The organism is Dolichospermum sp. FACHB-1091, assembly GCF_014697585.1.
Taxonomy (GTDB): Bacteria; Cyanobacteriota; Cyanobacteriia; order Cyanobacteriales; family Nostocaceae; genus Dolichospermum.
The window spans coordinates 18,608-33,476 of sequence record NZ_JACJSB010000017.1; the positions used below are offsets into that span (position 1 = coordinate 18,608).

The following is a 14,869-nucleotide window of genomic DNA, read 5'->3' on the forward strand; positions in this document are numbered from 1 at the left end:
ATACCCAACTTCTCAAAAAAGTCTGGTATCTGAAACTTAATCTGGTAGAAATTCAGAGTTGAGGGTTTGTTCACAACTGTATGGACATATTTCGGGAAATATTTGTTGACCTAATTCAGCTTCTCTCATTGCTAATGCTAAACCTAATTCGTAAGCTGTGAGAAAAACTTCTTCTAAATAAGGTTTCAAACTGGGACTATCTTGTAAAAGTAGTTTGATTTGCATACGTTGTTCTTGAATTGTACTCAACCAACTACTACTGCGTTTTTCTATTTGAAATTGCCATTTTAATAAATGTCCTAGCAATAGGGCTAATCTATTTCTTAATTCTTGTCTTTCTTTTCTTCCCAAGGTTTCTAATTCTTCAATTAGGTTAACAGTATCTAATGTATCCCATTGTTGAGTTTTGAGTAAATTAACCTGTTCTTCAGTCCAAGCATGAAAATCATTTGTATAGAGTGAAAAGGTGTTCATTTTCGCACCTGTTATCATATTTATAGATTCTGATTTCAATTGTATTCTGGATCTTATATCCTAAGTCCTGAAAAGGTAAAGTATTAATTACATAATCTACATGATCAATATTAATTACTATTTTTACATATTATCGGCTTGTGTTTGGCTACTAACCTAGCCAGCAATAGATTAAACTAGTTATTTGTAATCTTAGTTTGAACAAAGTCGTTTTTGGCTCATTTTTCTATGGTGACAAAACTTGTGGATGTGTATACTATGGCCTCAGCACCAACTGTGACACCTGACCGGGTTAATCAAGTGACTCGCAAAACCTATCCTAATTATAAGGTGATTGTCTTGAATGATGATTTTAACACTTTTCAGCACGTCGCTGAATGCTTAATGAAGTATATTCCTGGTATGTCGAGCGATCGCGCGTGGGATCTGACTAATCAGGTTCACTACGAAGGACGAGCAATTGTCTGGACAGGACCCCAAGAACCAGCGGAATTATACCACCAGCAACTACGTCGCGCTGGGTTGACAATGGCTCCCCTGGAAGCAGCCTAATATGTCTAAACCCACCGATGGTAGACTTGTTTGGAATCACTCTACCCATATTCCCGGTCTAATTCCCATTTTAGAACGTTTGTGCCAACACAATGGCATTCTTACTGTCACCCCTGCGGTAATTGGCAGAGCCAGGGGTCATGCTCCGAAAATGCAGTTGCGTGTGTCAGTACCCATTCGCGGTGGTTATAAAATCATTGCGCGTCAGGGTAAAACAGTACAGGAGGTGTTTATCCTCACAACTTTACTACAGGATGAACTGGAAAGTGCGATAGCCATTGCTATGAAAATTGCGTAAATTATGAATTTACAAACAGCAAGGTTAGAACTAAATTTCAGTTTTAACCTTGACTTTTGATTATTCTTCAATTTTATGAATTGCAAATTTATGTACCGGTAAACTCAAGATAGAAGAAAATGTTAAAAAATATGACAAAGCTATAGTTACAAACCGCAATGCTTCCACAATTTTCTTCACATATAACGGATTATTTCAAGTTTTATGACAATGTTCTATGACAATGTTTTATGACAACTGGAATCGAGTTAGTCTAAAAAATAGAAGAATAATATTGGTGTTGAGGTAATAATTAATTATGCAAATCAAAGGAATAGCACTCTCCTTGGTTTTGGGTCTTTCCTTACCCATAGTTGCAGATATTTGTGTTCCGAGTCAAGCTGTAGCTAATCTTGCTTTTCCAGAGGGAAAATTTTTTGATGTCGAAGGACAACTACAACCACCCAGTTGGAATTTAACTCTTTGGCAAGCTCAAGGTAAGTATTATTACAAAAACAAAAATCTCAAAACAGGTAAACAAATTTGTTTAATTGGTGCTAAAGCATCTGGTACTCAACCGCGTCCGGTATTCACGTGGACTAATGCTAAATATAAATATCGAGTTTCTTGGCAAATTGTGCAACGGGAATTGATCAGATTAGAGGTAATAGATCCTTCAGGTAAGGTGATTTTCAATCAATTGTTCGTTAGCGAACCTGGGAAATTTGAAAATCCCAATACAACTAAATGTTAGGAGATACTAAAATAGCGATATTACTGAATAAAAAATATGAACTGATCTGATTTATTTACCAATGCAAAACCTACTGAAAATCCGATCTAAAACCGATTCTGTTTTGATTGATTTAGTAGCAAGTGGGTTGGGTTGACGCAAGTAAACCCAACAATACCCGCAATTAATAATCCTAAATTACAACCCAAAAACCATTTAAGGATCTTCTGGAAACACCCATTTTGGTGGTTCTGTCATTTTTTTCCGCAATCTTTCTTCAGCTATTTCTAGCATTTTGTCTAGGGAAGTTTCGGAGATAAATTTTGAAGTTGATTCTCTAAACTCGATATGGGGACATTTATCACCTAAAACACAACCGTTAACACAAGCTTCAGCACAGTTAATTTTTTGTTCCATAATTAATTCCTCAAGAGTTTTTACTATTATTGGTAATGGGTAATTACCTTATTTCTTTCTTAAACTAGTGTACTGTAGGGGTTTAAGATTGCGCTTTTCCTCTATCCCTGAAGTAGAATAACCCTTCATGTCCGAATTATTGGCTAATACTGGAACTATTGCGGCGATCGCTACTGCTGTTGTCCCTCAACAAGGTAGTGTAGGTATGGTGCGGGTTTCTGGTGATCATGCCATAGCCATCGCTCAAACTCTATTTTATGCCCCAGGGCGACAAATTTGGGAAAGTCACCGGATTCTTTACGGTTATATCCGTCAACCTCAAACAAAGCAAATTATTGATGAGGCTTTATTGTTGATAATGAAAGCCCCCCGTTCTTTTACCCGTGAAAATGTAGTAGAATTTCATTGTCATGGGGGAATTATAGCGGTACAACAAGTATTACAACTATGCTTAGAAAATGGCGCAAGATTAGCCCAACCGGGAGAATTTACCTTAAGAGCATTTTTAAATGGTAGATTAGATTTAACCCAAGCGGAAAGTATCGCTGATTTGGTGGGAGCAAAATCACCTCAAGCTGCTCAAATGGCTTTGGCTGGGTTACAGGGTAAATTAGCCGAACCTATTCGCAAATTACGGGCTAATTGTTTAGATATTTTGGCAGAAATTGAGGCCAGAATTGATTTTGAGGAAGATCTACCACCTTTAGATCAAAAAAGAATTATTACCGAAATTGAGCAAGTGACTGAGGAAATTAGTCAATTATTAACCACAAAAGACAAAGGTGAATTATTAAGAACTGGTTTAAAAGTGGCCATAGTGGGGCGGCCAAATGTGGGAAAATCAAGTTTATTAAATGCTTGGAGTCGGAGCGATCGCGCCATTGTCACAGATTTACCAGGAACAACCCGGGATGTGGTAGAATCTCAATTAATTGTAGGAGGGATTCCCGTACAGGTACTAGATACAGCGGGGATTCGGGACACAACAGATCAAGTAGAAAAGATTGGTGTAGAGCGATCTCATCGTGCTGCTAATGCTGCTGATTTGGTATTATTGACTATTGATGCTACCGCAGGTTGGACACCAGCAGATCAAGAAATTTATGCAGAAGTAAAACACCAGAATGTAATTTTAGTAATTAATAAAATTGACCTGATTTCATTAGCAGAACAAGAAAACCTTAAATCCAAAATCCCAAATCCCAAATCCAAAATTGTCACAGCCGCAGCTATAAATCAAGGAATTGATAGTTTAGAAAAGGCGATTTTAGAAATAGTTCAAGCCGGAAAAGTTCAAGCCGCTGATATGGATTTAGCAATTAATCAACGCCAAGCAGCAGCTTTAATAAAAGCGAAAAGCGATTTAGAACAAGTGCAATTTACAATCACTGAACAATTACCCTTAGATTTTTGGACAATTGATTTAAGAGGTGCAATTCAAGCATTAGGAGAAATCACTGGTGAAGAAGTTACAGAATCAGTTTTAGATCGGATTTTCAGTAGGTTTTGCATTGGTAAATAAATCAGATCAGTTCATATTTTTTCTTCAGTAATGCCGATATTTTGATATATTCTCAGAGGATGAATGAATAGTAAATCAAACTCTTACAATCTTCTTGGGGACTTTGCGCCTTTGCGCCTTTGCGTGAGATAAAAACTCAAAAAACGGAGAGGGGGAGATTCGAACTCCCGGAAGCTTTCACTTCACCTGATTTCAAGTCAGGCGCAATCGACCACTCTGCCACCTCTCCATATTTGCCAGAATTGTAGAAAATCAAAACTGACAAATAACATCATAACATATAATTACAGAATTGGCAGCACTCAAACCAAAGAATTATAAAAAACTTCCTCAGCAGCCACTTGGTAGTCCTTACCCACCCAAACGAGAGCAACTTTTGTCACCACACCCCCATCTAAAGAAACCAGGGAGAAATTCCGTAATTTTAAGCCGTTTTCCTGGACAATTCTGGGGACATTAGCAGCATTTAGGTAAATAGTCCCTTCTGGACTTTTAAATACAGCTTTCCTTTGTAGTTTCTTAGTATGGCGCAGAGTCCGGTGCATATGACCAAAAGCAACTAAAGAAACTGTTTTGTTCATGTTGAGAGTTTGAGAAATGGCCGCCGCTAAATCAGGATCACCGAAATCACCGCCAATGGGATGCCAATCTTTGCCACAAGGGTCCTCAGCGCGATCGCCTAAACCACTAGGTCCATTGTGTCCTAGAAAAATAATATTGTCGCAAGTAGCAGTTTTTGCAGCTTTAACAATCTTATCTGCGGATTCCTCTAAACTAGAGACACCATAACGTTCTTCACACATTTGGGCAAATCGCCATTCAGGTCCGCCCCAGGTAAAAGGACGACCACCCACCACAGTTAAATTCCACTGAGGAAAATCTAACTTACCATAACCGACTTGGGCAGACCCTAATAAATCTAGTTGTTCCTGCACCCAGTCTTCCTTGGTGCGGTCATAAGGACATTTTTTGCGTCCCCACTCCGTGGCCGAGTACCATGCGTCATGGTTGCCCATTACCACCGCTTTGGGAAGATCCAGAGAAGCGATCGTTTTTACCACTTCTACTGATTCATTCCCGAAATCGCCGACAAATAGCACTAAGTCTACATTGAGATGTTTAAGTGCCATACCATCTTCCACGTCCCATTGGTCGTGAATATCCCCAATTACAGCAATTTTCACAGGTTTTGATTGAGTTTTCTGACTGGTCATGCCACTTTAAAAAGCCGTATATCTCCAGGATAGGAAACTCCAAGGAATTTGGGCATAAATTGCTAATATCAATCATCCCCTATTTTTGGTAAAAACTACTATAATTAAATTCATCGCCTAATCTCATTCTATAAGAAAGCGGTTTTTAATTGTGTTTACAACTACACTTACTCAACCAAAATCAGTTAATCTACCATTAGATTTATTTACCGCCATTGAGGATCTCAAAACAGAACTGAATGCGGTAATATTAGCCCACTACTACCAAGACCCTGATATTCAAGACATTTCCGACTTTATTGGTGACTCCTTACAATTAGCCAAAGCTGCGGTAAATACTCAAGCGGATGTAATTGTTTTTGCTGGTGTTCATTTCATGGCGGAAACAGCCAAAATTCTCAATCCTGATAAATTGGTACTATTACCAGATATCAATGCAGGTTGTTCTTTAGCAGATAGTTGTCCTCCCCAAGAGTTTGCAGCTTTCAAAGCCGCACACCCTGACCATTTAGTTATTTCCTATATTAACTGCTCTGCCGAAATTAAGGCCATGAGCGATATTATCTGCACCAGTTCCAACGCTGTGAAAATTGTCCAGCAAATACCCCCTCAACAGCCAATTATTTTTGCCCCAGATCGGAACTTAGGACGGTATGTAATGTCACAAACCGGACGGGAAATGCTCCTATGGCAAGGTAGTTGTATTGTCCATGAAACTTTTTCGGAAAAGAAAATAGTGGAGTTAAAAATTACACATCCTCAAGCGGAAGCGATCGCTCACCCCGAATGTGAAACCAGCGTCTTACGTCACGCCAGCTTTATTGGCTCTACAGCCGCCTTACTCAATTATTGTCAAACCAGCCCTAGCCAGGAATTTATCGTGGCTACAGAGCCAGGAATCATTCACCAAATGCAAAAACTAGCACCTGACAAACACTTTATTCCTGCACCTCCACAAAATGATTGTAACTGTAACGAATGTCCATTTATGCGGTTAAATACCTTAGAAAAACTGTATTTAGCCATGAAAAATCGCACTCCAGAAATTACTATGTCAGAAGAAATCCGCCTGGCTGCGTTGCGACCCCTGGGACGGATGTTAGAAATGAGTAAATAGTGGAAATTCCAGAAATTTGAAATCTGAAATCTGAAATCTGAACCTGCTCACAATTCACTTTTCTCAGCTTTTTTCTGGGCAACCTGACTAAACTTCTTGTATAATTTAGTTCTAATTTGTGCCTCTTGATAGCGGCTGTGGCTAGGTGAAACCTGACTCATTAAATCAGAGGCCCGTTGCCAAGTAGCAGCCAACTCCAACCACTGAGTTGAGGTTATAGCTGTTCTACTAGCAACACTAGCCCGGTTAGCCAGTCGTACAGATGCGGCAAATGGATCATCAGATGGAGTAGAAAGACTTTGGCTAGATCGTCTTTGACTTACTGTTTGGGAATATTGAGAACCTGTTAATACTAAAAAACTTTTCAGTTTATTACCCAAGCGAAAATTCAACCAAGCCAGTAAAATTAGTGAACATAAACCAGAAACAGCTATTAATCCAGTGTTAACCGGAATTTTCTCTTGATCTTGATTCTTGAGTAAAGATTGGGGTTCAGCTAAAATGGGTTTTCTTGACTTGGCATAAGTTTCCGTTAAATCTCGAATTAATCGCTTCCAGAAACTTGGTTGAGATAGTATAACTTCCTGTGACCACAGAAATTGATGATCGGGATCACGATGAATTTCCTCTAACCATAGTAATTTTTCCTCTCTGACAATTCTACTATTGATATAGACTCGGCGAATGTGACGTGGTGCAATTGACTCCAAAATTTGTTGGATTTTTGGGACTAAGGTAGATTGGTCAAGCTGCCCTACCGTCGCCGCTTCACACAAAACTTGTAATACACCAGCCGCAAAAATTGCCCTAGTTCTGACACCAGACATAACTAGCCTTTCGTTCAAGACTTGAATAATCGCCGCAACGCTGCCCTGGTGAGCTTGCCAAGCGATATCATTTACCCGATCTACCATTTGATATTTAGTGATAGCTGCAGGACCATGATTGCATTCCTGCAAAATTTGTTGGAGTTAAATACTGATCGTCCAGCCCCCATAAGGATTCTACCTATTCCTGGGAAGGAACTAGAACTATAGAATAGAACCGCATATCTTCAATTGTCAAGGTGCAGTGTCTACTTACTAGGTAGCAATTGGGTTTTTATCCTGGTTGATTACTTTTCCACAAAACCCATTATACCAAAAGCCGTCCTAGAAAGACGGGGTTTTTAACCCAAATTTTCGATCATCTGTGGATAATTCGGTGGCAATTAAGCAAAATTGACTTGTCAATAGCGCCTTGTGTAAATCGTTAATCTCAATCATCAAGTAAGTTACATCATCTTTTCTTATGAAGGACTGAACTTAATCAAGTCAGGAGGATTTCAATTGTTGTCTATTTTCCCGCTTCACAATATTTAACATTGTTCAGCAATTCATGAACTCAGATTGAGTTAAGTAGGTTGGGGTTAAAAATTGTCGTTATAGCACAGTTGCTTGAGGCACTCATGCAAGAGTAAGGAAGCTTTCACTGCATAATTCTTTTAGCTTTTTACCTCTTCGTTTTTTATTAGTGTTTTGAACTAAATCTTGGTCAAAAAAATAATCTCATACTTTTGATAGATGACAATTATGAGTTGTTTATGCTTTTAGATTTAATAAAAATTAATAAATTATAGCCTAAGTATAAATACTTATTTTAATAAAAACTAATAAAAAAGCTATGAATCTTAATTTACAAGGATTACAAGACATATTTTTTGTCAGACCATATTTTTTTTCATATACTGTTGACACATATAAAAAATAAGTTATTTTATTGTGTAATATAAAAAGTGTACACCATGCCAAAGAACTAAGTAAATCGTGGAAATGCTTGCTGTAGAATGGTTATACCCGTCGTCAAAAAGTTAGATTTGCAGAATTACTGGTTCTGTTTGCCATTGATAGTCTGGATTAGATATATGAACACTTATCGAAACAAAAGCATATCAATTCCAGAGGTGTAGAATAACTTCACAAAAAGTGCTAGGATGTATGCGAAGTTATTAATGTTTCCTTTTATTCTGTGGCTAGAGCTAGTACAGCAATCGGTGTTAGTCCGATCATTAAGGAGATTGTGCAAAAACAGGCACATTCGACTCGCTTAACTTTGAAAGAGGTTATTCTCATGGGAATGTTAGCAATTGACAAGTTAGATGACCAAAATTGTCAAGAGTTAGCAGATCAAGTTCATCAAATGCAGGTTAATGGTGAAATCTAAAACTGCTGGTAAGAGTCTATAATTCCAAGTCTCAAGCCTCCAGTTCACAATTTTCATTCAAATGAGGTAGAACCTGGAATAATCAAACTCTTGTGGTGCGGGCATCTTGCCCGCTAAATATCTACCTCATATTCTCGGAAACTGCTGTATTTGAAAACCTAACCAGCGGTATTGCTCATCTTTAGTAATAACCCCCGCTGTGTTTAAAAAAGTGAAGATATCTAGTTTTAGATATTCTTCACATACCAAAAATTTAATCAACCTTAAACATTTTCCGGTGTTCTGCTAGAACATATTTAAAAAAATAATTTAAAAAAATAAAAATTCAAAATAATGCCATTACCGCAGCCGGAGAACCAGAACCTCCTCTTAATCTAAGAATACCAATGATTAAGGTAATATCTTGAGGTGGTAACTGATCTAAATTCGTCAGATTTTCCAGGACAATTAGCGATCGCTCTAACAGCAAACGATTTATAGTAAAATTGGTATCCTGTCCAGAGTCTACACCGTGAGTATCAATACCGACTCCAGCTATTTTTCTATGTTTAATTAAAAACTCAGTTGCCTGATAGCTAAAACCGGGAAAGTGCATTTTTCCGGCTGTGTCCCGTCCAAAGAACGCCTGGTGATTTAACCATTTTTCTTGCCAACCAGTATATAGTATCACTAAACTACCTGGGGAAATTTCCCCAAACTCATTTTCCCAAGTTTGGATGTCACTAATTGTCAAAACATAATCGGAATTGACTGCCGCTTGTTTGCAAATGTTGATAACTACAGCAGGTAATATTAATGATGCTGCTGGGTATTTGTCAACACTTGCACCATTACCATAGAAACTATTGGGGGCATTAATATGAGTGGCGCTATGTTCTCCTAAAGAAAAGCGTCGCAGGTAATAACCATCGTTTTCAAGTTCTGCAACACTGGTAAATTCTACCGGAGGATCACCAGTCCATTGAGGTATATCTGTATCAATGATATGACTGAGATGGATAACACGAGAGTAATTTATATTACTTGGTTGCCGGGGATTTTGGATAGTCACAGGATTTATTCGTAAGTTGAGGAAATTTTAACAAATAATTCCCCAAATACACACATTAATAGGATATCAGGTATTTGATTTTACCAATTTTGGGTAAGTGGAAAGTGTAAAGTTTTATCAAATATCACGTAAATTATCTTGATTGAATTGGGGGAATAAAAGAACGGATACTTCAAAACCATCCTATACCTTATCTGCAAAAAAGTATGAGCAAAGTTACCTCAAAAAAATACAGATCATGGAAACATATTCCTTTAGCATTACAGATTGTAATTTCTATCGTCTTTGCAGTCAGCCTGGGGACTTTGCTAAGTGGTCAAGCAGCAAATAATCCTGATTTAATCAATCATCTAGCTACCCCCTGTAACTTAATACTCAAGGCTCTGCGAGCATTAGCAACACCACTAATTATGTTAGCGGTACTTCACTCATTTCTAACTGCTGATATTCCTGGTAAATCTGGTCGCCGTTTAGCAACACTGCTAATCACTAATACAACTGTAGCCATTTTTATTGGTCTTTTTGTCGCCAATGTATTAAAACCCGGTTCATGGGGTCGTCTTGGTGCTCCATTAAGCACTGAAGCACCAAGTAAAACCCTTGATCCTTGGGGACTGATACAAGAGATTGTACCTGATTCGATCCTCAAACCTTTAGTTGATAACAACGTCATTCAACTGATTTTTATGGCTTTGGCATTTGGGGTAGTTCTGCGGGCTTTGAAAGCACAACAAATATCTGAAGATAAAACAGATTACCAAGCTATTGAGAGAGTAATTACGATTTTGTTTGAAGCTGTGATCCGTATTCTGCACTGGATTATCGCTTTAGTGCCGTTAGCAGTTTTTGGAATAGTTGCTAAAACCGTTGCCCTTCAGGGTTTTGCACCATTTAAAGCTTTGGGTGCGTTTATTGTATCCGTACTATTAGCTTTGTGTTTGCAAGCCTGTTATTACTTGCTGCGGGTAAAATTTGGTTCTTGGGTGAAGCCAACTCACTTTTTACGTGGGGGTTCAGAAGCTTTGTTAACAGCCTTTTCTACCGCTTCTTCCACAGCAACAACACCAATTACCTTTGAGGCTTTGTTAGAAAAAATTGGTTTACGAGAATCTTCTGCTTCTTTAGGGGCGTTAGTGGGGAGTAATTTTAATAATGATGGTACTGCTCTATATGAGGCTATGTCAGCATTATTTATTGCCCAAGTGTTGGGTTTACATCTGTCTTTGCCACAACAGTTAATTGTAATACTGACATCTATTTTCGCTTCTGTCGGTGCAGCAGGTATCCCAGAAGCTGGTTTGGTGACGATGACCCTTGTATTCACTTCCGTGGGTTTGCCTACTCAATATATTGCTTTGTTGGTGACTGTGGACTGGTTTCTTGATCGTTGTCGCACTGCTATTAATGTGATGGGTGATATGACTGTTAGTTGTTTACTTGATGGTAAACAGCGACGGGTGGAGTAGCTAAACAATGTAGGGGCGACCCTTTTACAAAGACAAAGCGATCGCTTATTGAGAGAGAAAGGGCGATCGCATAGTATTTGTCTTAAAATAGTGATTTTTTGTTATTGAATATTGTTAACATAAAACCGTTCATAGAAACTAACAGGATCATTCTGATAATTCAAGACTTGATGTGAACCAGATCGATAATCTATAAGACCAGCATAAATTTCTTCCTCACCCATAAAATTTGTGTCTTCAGTCAGTCTAATAAGTGCAAATGGGCGTTCATATAAACTTAAAATAACTGTTGGGATTCTATCTCTACTAGCCAGTATCAAAGTGTGATAACCAGGCACTGTAAAATTCTCTTTTTGTGAAATAGTATTTTCATTTCTATTTATATTCCATATATGTTGAATAAATCTCTCTCCCTCATCTTGAGTATCACTAAGAATAAAGGATCTAGTACACTATTTCGAGCGCGTTGAGAACCTAAAAATGAACAGACAGCATTTACTGCTGATTTAGCTATTGCACGATTAATTAAATTCGGTTCTAATACTGAATTTGCAAGAAGTTCACTTTTCTGAGTTGTTTTTCGACGAGGTTCTGATTCTTGACCAAACTGCCTCATTAGTTGACCATTGTGTATTTGAGATTTGAGTAATTGAATTTCTTCATTAGTGGAGGCACGTAATAGATATTTCATAGGTGCAGTTCTTATAACTGCTGACTGAATTGTGGGAAGTGATTGATCTGGTTGTTGACATACTAATTTCTTTAGAGAAAGCTTATCAACCTGAACAAGTTCTTGCTTCATATTATTCAGCAACTTTTGATAGTTTTGGTTGGAATTACAATAAAAATCTATTCTATTTTTATCTACAAAGACAAGTTGTGGAAATAAAACAGGTTTCATATTCCTGTCTATTTGTAAACTTAGCCATATTCTAGTTTCTTGATCAAATTGAATATTGTGACCGGCTTGAAGCAAAGTGCGATTCCTAGAAATATGTGGATGGTTCGGATAAACGTATGTATGAACAAAATCAATCAGTTTTTTATCAAGTGCTGAAAAAATATCAGTATTACAATGACAACAAACATCTGTATCCAAAACCCATCGAGAATTTTTGAAGCCGTGTTGAATAATATGTTCTTCTGTCCGGTGTCTGGTGTTGTCACCGCAAAATAAGCATGGATAGGTATATCTAGTATTGGTGTTCATCTTTTTCCACAATTAATTACAATGTAAGTCAGAATATCTGTATATCACAATTATAATTTGTTATGCGTCTTCAAAATCAGACCATTCAATTCCTAATTGTTTGATAGCTGATCGTAATGTACCGATTTTTAGATCACGTCCACTCCAGTCAGGAATTACAGTTGCTTGCTGAGTCATTGGATTAAACCACTTCCTATGTGAACCTCCTCCACGTCTGGGAATTTCTTCACATCCTAGCCTAGATAATTTTTTAGCAACTTCTCTATAGTTCATCTGACTGATATAATTGTTTCTATCAAAGCTGGTGAATTTTGATCTACAGATTGTAGATTTTGAGGAAGTTCTTTACCTAAATCTTCATACATTTCTATAACAGTTTCCAAGGCATCTTGAACATTAGCTAAAACCTCATCCATAGAATCCCCTTCAGTAATCAATTCTGGTAAGAGTGGAGAAGTTACAGTGAATCCTCCTTCTGGTTGAGGTGTAAGCAGTAGTGGGATTTTGTAAAACATATTCTGATGGTAAGGTGTGGGTTATTATATGATCATGGTGCGTTATGGATTTACTCCTCACGCACCCTACATAATACTATTTCCTCTATCTCATATTCTGCTTTTTCTCGGCTTTAGGATCACGATTAGCCACAGCAGCTAATTCCGCATCCATTAAGGTTTTCCCAGTTGCAGCTAAGTATACATCATCTAAACTCGGACGAGATTGGGCGATACCGAAAATTGGTAAATTGGCATTATTTAATACCTGTTGAATTGTGATTAAAACGTCATTTTGCGGTGTAACTACCAAATTTAGGGAGTTACCCTGGGCGCTATTGATGATAATTTCTTGCACAAAAGGTAAAGCTGCTAACAGGTTTTTGGCAGTTTCGGCCTCTTCTGGAGGTGAAAATTCCCGGATTCTTAAAGTGATGCGATCGCCTCCTACCTGATCTTTTAACTGAGAAGGTGTACCATTAGCAATAACCAAACCTCTATCAATAATTGCCACTCTATCAGCTAAAGCGTCAACTTCTTCCAAATAATGGCTGGTAATTACCACAGTAGTTCCCCCAGCCCGCAATTGACGCAAGAAATCCCAGACTACAACCCGGCTTTCAATATCTAACCCTACCGTTGGTTCATCTAATACTAAAACATCGGGTGCATGGAGTAAACCCGCAGCCAAATCTAACCGCTTCCGTAAACCACCGGAATAAGTGCCAGTTTTTTTATCTGCGTATTCTTGTAAACCCAGTAAATCGAGAATAGCGTTAATTCGCTGTTTGATCACCTTACCAGGAAGATGATAAAGGGCGGCTTGTAACTGTAGTAACTCCCGGCCAGTCAAGACCTTATCTAAAGCTACTTCCTGGGCTACATAACCCAGCCTTTGACGGGCTAATTTGGGGTGATCTAGTACCGAAATCCCTGAAACTTCAATTTTGCCAGTATCAGGGGTTGTTAGCGTACACAAAGCCCGGAGAGTGGTCGTTTTCCCCGCCCCGTTTGGTCCTAGCAGTCCAAATATTTCTCCTGGTTGCACTTGAAAAGAGACATCCTGGACTGCGACCACATTACCGTAGCTTTTTTTGAGATTTTCGATGAAAACGGCGGCAGCCATGACAGCTATAATCCTTAACTATACAATTCGCAACAATCTATTTTCTATTGTACAAGTTGAGCGATCAAAGATCCCTGACTTCTTAAAGAAGTCGGGGATCTCAATGGAAGTTAGTCGGAAATACCTGCATCTCGAAGGCGTTTTTCTAACTCTTGCAAGCGTTTTAAGGCAGTTTCTTTTGCAAGTCGTTCTTGATTGGCTTCTTGTTGGGCAGTTTCCTTAGCAAGTCGTTCTTGCTCCTTAGCAAGTCGTTCTTGTTCCTTAGCAAGTCGTTCTTGTTCCTTAGCAAGTCGTTCTTGTTCCTTAGCAAGTCGTTCTTGCTGCACTAACTCAGAACCCCAAAGTAGCAAATTACCATCTTGATTCCACCAACGTAACCAGTAACCTTGACGGTTTTCGCGTTTTCCGGGCCAAACACCAATAAATAATTCCATTTCAGTTAACCAGTAACGGTTATTTTCATCTGGAGATCGTAATTTATAGTGTCCATTTTCATGCAAATGAAATATTTCTAATTCACCGATATCTGGTTGAAAAATGATGTAGTTAGGAACTTGTAAAACTTGTTCATAATAAAACCATTTTCCGGGGGGATAAGTGTGTTTATTAGAATATTCACTACCATCGCTATCAGAAAGAAATTCCATGACTACCGCAGGAATTTGTCCCTGTTTATGGGGGGTGTAACTGCGTTGGATTTCTTCTCTAGACACTGTAATTTGCGGCACGTAAGCCCAGTCAGGGGCTTTGATGACAAATTTACCATTTACCGTGGCACAGATGCCGTAATTGGTAGTAGCGAGGGCAGTTTCTGGAAGTTTACCAGCCAGTTCTAGGCTTTCCGTGAGCGCTGCTGCTAGACTGGGTTGATTGACATTATCCACAGGTTCATCGTCTAAAATGAAGTCTTCGGGTAATAGTTCCCAAGTGATTTTGGTGGTCGAAGCACTTACAACCATAGGAAACACAAATAAGGGATTAAATTCTAGTATAGCTTGTGATGGATATGACAAT

17 protein-coding genes and 1 tRNA gene are annotated in these 14,869 nt (G+C 38.4%); 7 read left to right on the top strand and 11 right to left on the bottom strand.

Going from position 1 to position 14,869, the window contains the following annotated elements; all coding sequences use genetic code 11:
* Positions 1-36 precede the first annotated feature (36 nt).
* Positions 37-474, bottom strand: a complete 438-nt coding sequence (locus H6G25_RS12220; RefSeq protein ID WP_190392719.1) for a DUF29 domain-containing protein — start codon at positions 472-474, stop codon at positions 37-39.
* A gap of 228 nt (positions 475-702) precedes the next feature.
* Between H6G25_RS12220 and clpS the strand changes: the two genes are divergently transcribed.
* The 3 genes from clpS (at position 703) to H6G25_RS12235 (ending at position 2,057) form a co-directional block, all read left to right on the top strand.
* The gene (clpS, locus tag H6G25_RS12225) at positions 703-1,026 is read left to right on the top strand and encodes an ATP-dependent Clp protease adapter ClpS (protein ID WP_028083664.1); all 324 of its coding nucleotides are present in this window, start codon (positions 703-705) and stop codon (positions 1,024-1,026) included.
* Between the two features lies 1 nt (position 1,027).
* Positions 1,028-1,324: a DUF2103 domain-containing protein gene (locus H6G25_RS12230; protein WP_028083665.1), complete on the top strand. Its 297-nt coding sequence runs from the start codon at positions 1,028-1,030 to the stop codon at positions 1,322-1,324.
* 298 nt (positions 1,325-1,622) lie between these two features.
* Positions 1,623-2,057, top strand: a complete 435-nt coding sequence (locus H6G25_RS12235; protein WP_190392720.1) for a hypothetical protein — start codon at positions 1,623-1,625, stop codon at positions 2,055-2,057.
* A 195-nt stretch (positions 2,058-2,252) separates the two neighbouring features.
* Here the strand turns inward: H6G25_RS12235 and H6G25_RS12240 are convergent, their stop codons facing one another.
* Positions 2,253-2,453, bottom strand: a complete 201-nt coding sequence (locus H6G25_RS12240; RefSeq protein ID WP_190392721.1) for a hypothetical protein — start codon at positions 2,451-2,453, stop codon at positions 2,253-2,255.
* A 127-nt stretch (positions 2,454-2,580) separates the two neighbouring features.
* On the opposite strand from H6G25_RS12240, the gene mnmE reads away from it, so the two are divergent.
* Positions 2,581-3,975: a tRNA uridine-5-carboxymethylaminomethyl(34) synthesis GTPase MnmE gene (mnmE, locus tag H6G25_RS12245; RefSeq protein WP_190392722.1), complete on the top strand. Its 1,395-nt coding sequence runs from the start codon at positions 2,581-2,583 to the stop codon at positions 3,973-3,975.
* 144 nt (positions 3,976-4,119) lie between these two features.
* Here the strand turns inward: mnmE and H6G25_RS12250 are convergent.
* Together H6G25_RS12250 and H6G25_RS12255 are read right to left on the bottom strand one after the other, a co-directional pair.
* Positions 4,120-4,204 (bottom strand) — tRNA-Ser (locus H6G25_RS12250).
* 73 nt (positions 4,205-4,277) lie between these two features.
* Positions 4,278-5,189, bottom strand: a complete 912-nt coding sequence (locus H6G25_RS12255) for a TIGR04168 family protein (protein ID WP_190392723.1) — start codon at positions 5,187-5,189, stop codon at positions 4,278-4,280.
* Between the two features lie 151 nt (positions 5,190-5,340).
* Here H6G25_RS12255 and nadA point away from each other — a divergent pair, with 151 nt between their 5' ends.
* Positions 5,341-6,306, top strand: a complete 966-nt coding sequence (nadA, locus tag H6G25_RS12260; protein ID WP_190392724.1) for a quinolinate synthase NadA — start codon at positions 5,341-5,343, stop codon at positions 6,304-6,306.
* 47 nt (positions 6,307-6,353) lie between these two features.
* Here the strand turns inward: nadA and H6G25_RS12265 are convergent, their stop codons facing one another.
* A complete protein-coding gene (locus H6G25_RS12265; protein ID WP_190392725.1) occupies positions 6,354-7,220 on the bottom strand; it encodes a hypothetical protein in 867 nt (288 codons plus the stop codon).
* 1,093 nt (positions 7,221-8,313) lie between these two features.
* Between H6G25_RS12265 and H6G25_RS12270 the strand changes: the two genes are divergently transcribed.
* Positions 8,314-8,508, top strand: a complete 195-nt coding sequence (locus H6G25_RS12270) for a hypothetical protein (protein WP_015083627.1) — start codon at positions 8,314-8,316, stop codon at positions 8,506-8,508.
* A 325-nt stretch (positions 8,509-8,833) separates the two neighbouring features.
* On the opposite strand, the gene H6G25_RS12275 is transcribed toward H6G25_RS12270, so the two are convergent.
* Positions 8,834-9,559 carry a cyclase family protein gene (locus H6G25_RS12275; RefSeq protein ID WP_347239178.1) on the bottom strand — a complete coding sequence of 242 codons (726 nt, stop codon included), beginning with the start codon at positions 9,557-9,559 and terminating at the stop codon, positions 8,834-8,836.
* Between the two features lie 206 nt (positions 9,560-9,765).
* Between H6G25_RS12275 and H6G25_RS12280 the strand changes: the two genes are divergently transcribed.
* Positions 9,766-11,025: a dicarboxylate/amino acid:cation symporter gene (locus tag H6G25_RS12280; protein ID WP_190392726.1), complete on the top strand. Its 1,260-nt coding sequence runs from the start codon at positions 9,766-9,768 to the stop codon at positions 11,023-11,025.
* A 379-nt stretch (positions 11,026-11,404) separates the two neighbouring features.
* Here H6G25_RS12280 and H6G25_RS12285 read toward each other — a convergent pair whose 3' ends face one another.
* The 5 genes from H6G25_RS12285 to H6G25_RS12305 all read right to left on the bottom strand — a co-directional run bounded on the left by H6G25_RS12285 (position 11,405) and on the right by H6G25_RS12305 (position 14,814).
* Positions 11,405-12,235, bottom strand: coding sequence for a hypothetical protein (locus H6G25_RS12285; RefSeq protein WP_190392727.1), 831 nt, complete (start codon positions 12,233-12,235; stop codon positions 11,405-11,407).
* A gap of 60 nt (positions 12,236-12,295) precedes the next feature.
* Positions 12,296-12,508, bottom strand: coding sequence for a type II toxin-antitoxin system HicA family toxin (locus tag H6G25_RS12290; protein WP_168359846.1), 213 nt, complete (start codon positions 12,506-12,508; stop codon positions 12,296-12,298).
* Positions 12,505-12,750 (bottom strand): type II toxin-antitoxin system HicB family antitoxin, encoded by a 246-nt coding sequence (locus tag H6G25_RS12295; RefSeq protein ID WP_190392728.1) that lies wholly within the window; start codon positions 12,748-12,750, stop codon positions 12,505-12,507. The genes H6G25_RS12290 and H6G25_RS12295 overlap by 4 nt, the downstream gene beginning before the upstream one ends.
* An 85-nt stretch (positions 12,751-12,835) precedes the next feature.
* On the bottom strand, positions 12,836-13,855 hold the full coding sequence (locus H6G25_RS12300) for an ABC transporter ATP-binding protein (RefSeq protein ID WP_028088811.1): 1,020 nt from the start codon (positions 13,853-13,855) through the stop codon (positions 12,836-12,838).
* Positions 13,856-13,965: 110 nt separating this feature from the next.
* Positions 13,966-14,814, bottom strand: coding sequence for a Uma2 family endonuclease (locus H6G25_RS12305; protein WP_190392790.1), 849 nt, complete (start codon positions 14,812-14,814; stop codon positions 13,966-13,968).
* Positions 14,815-14,869 lie beyond the last annotated feature (55 nt).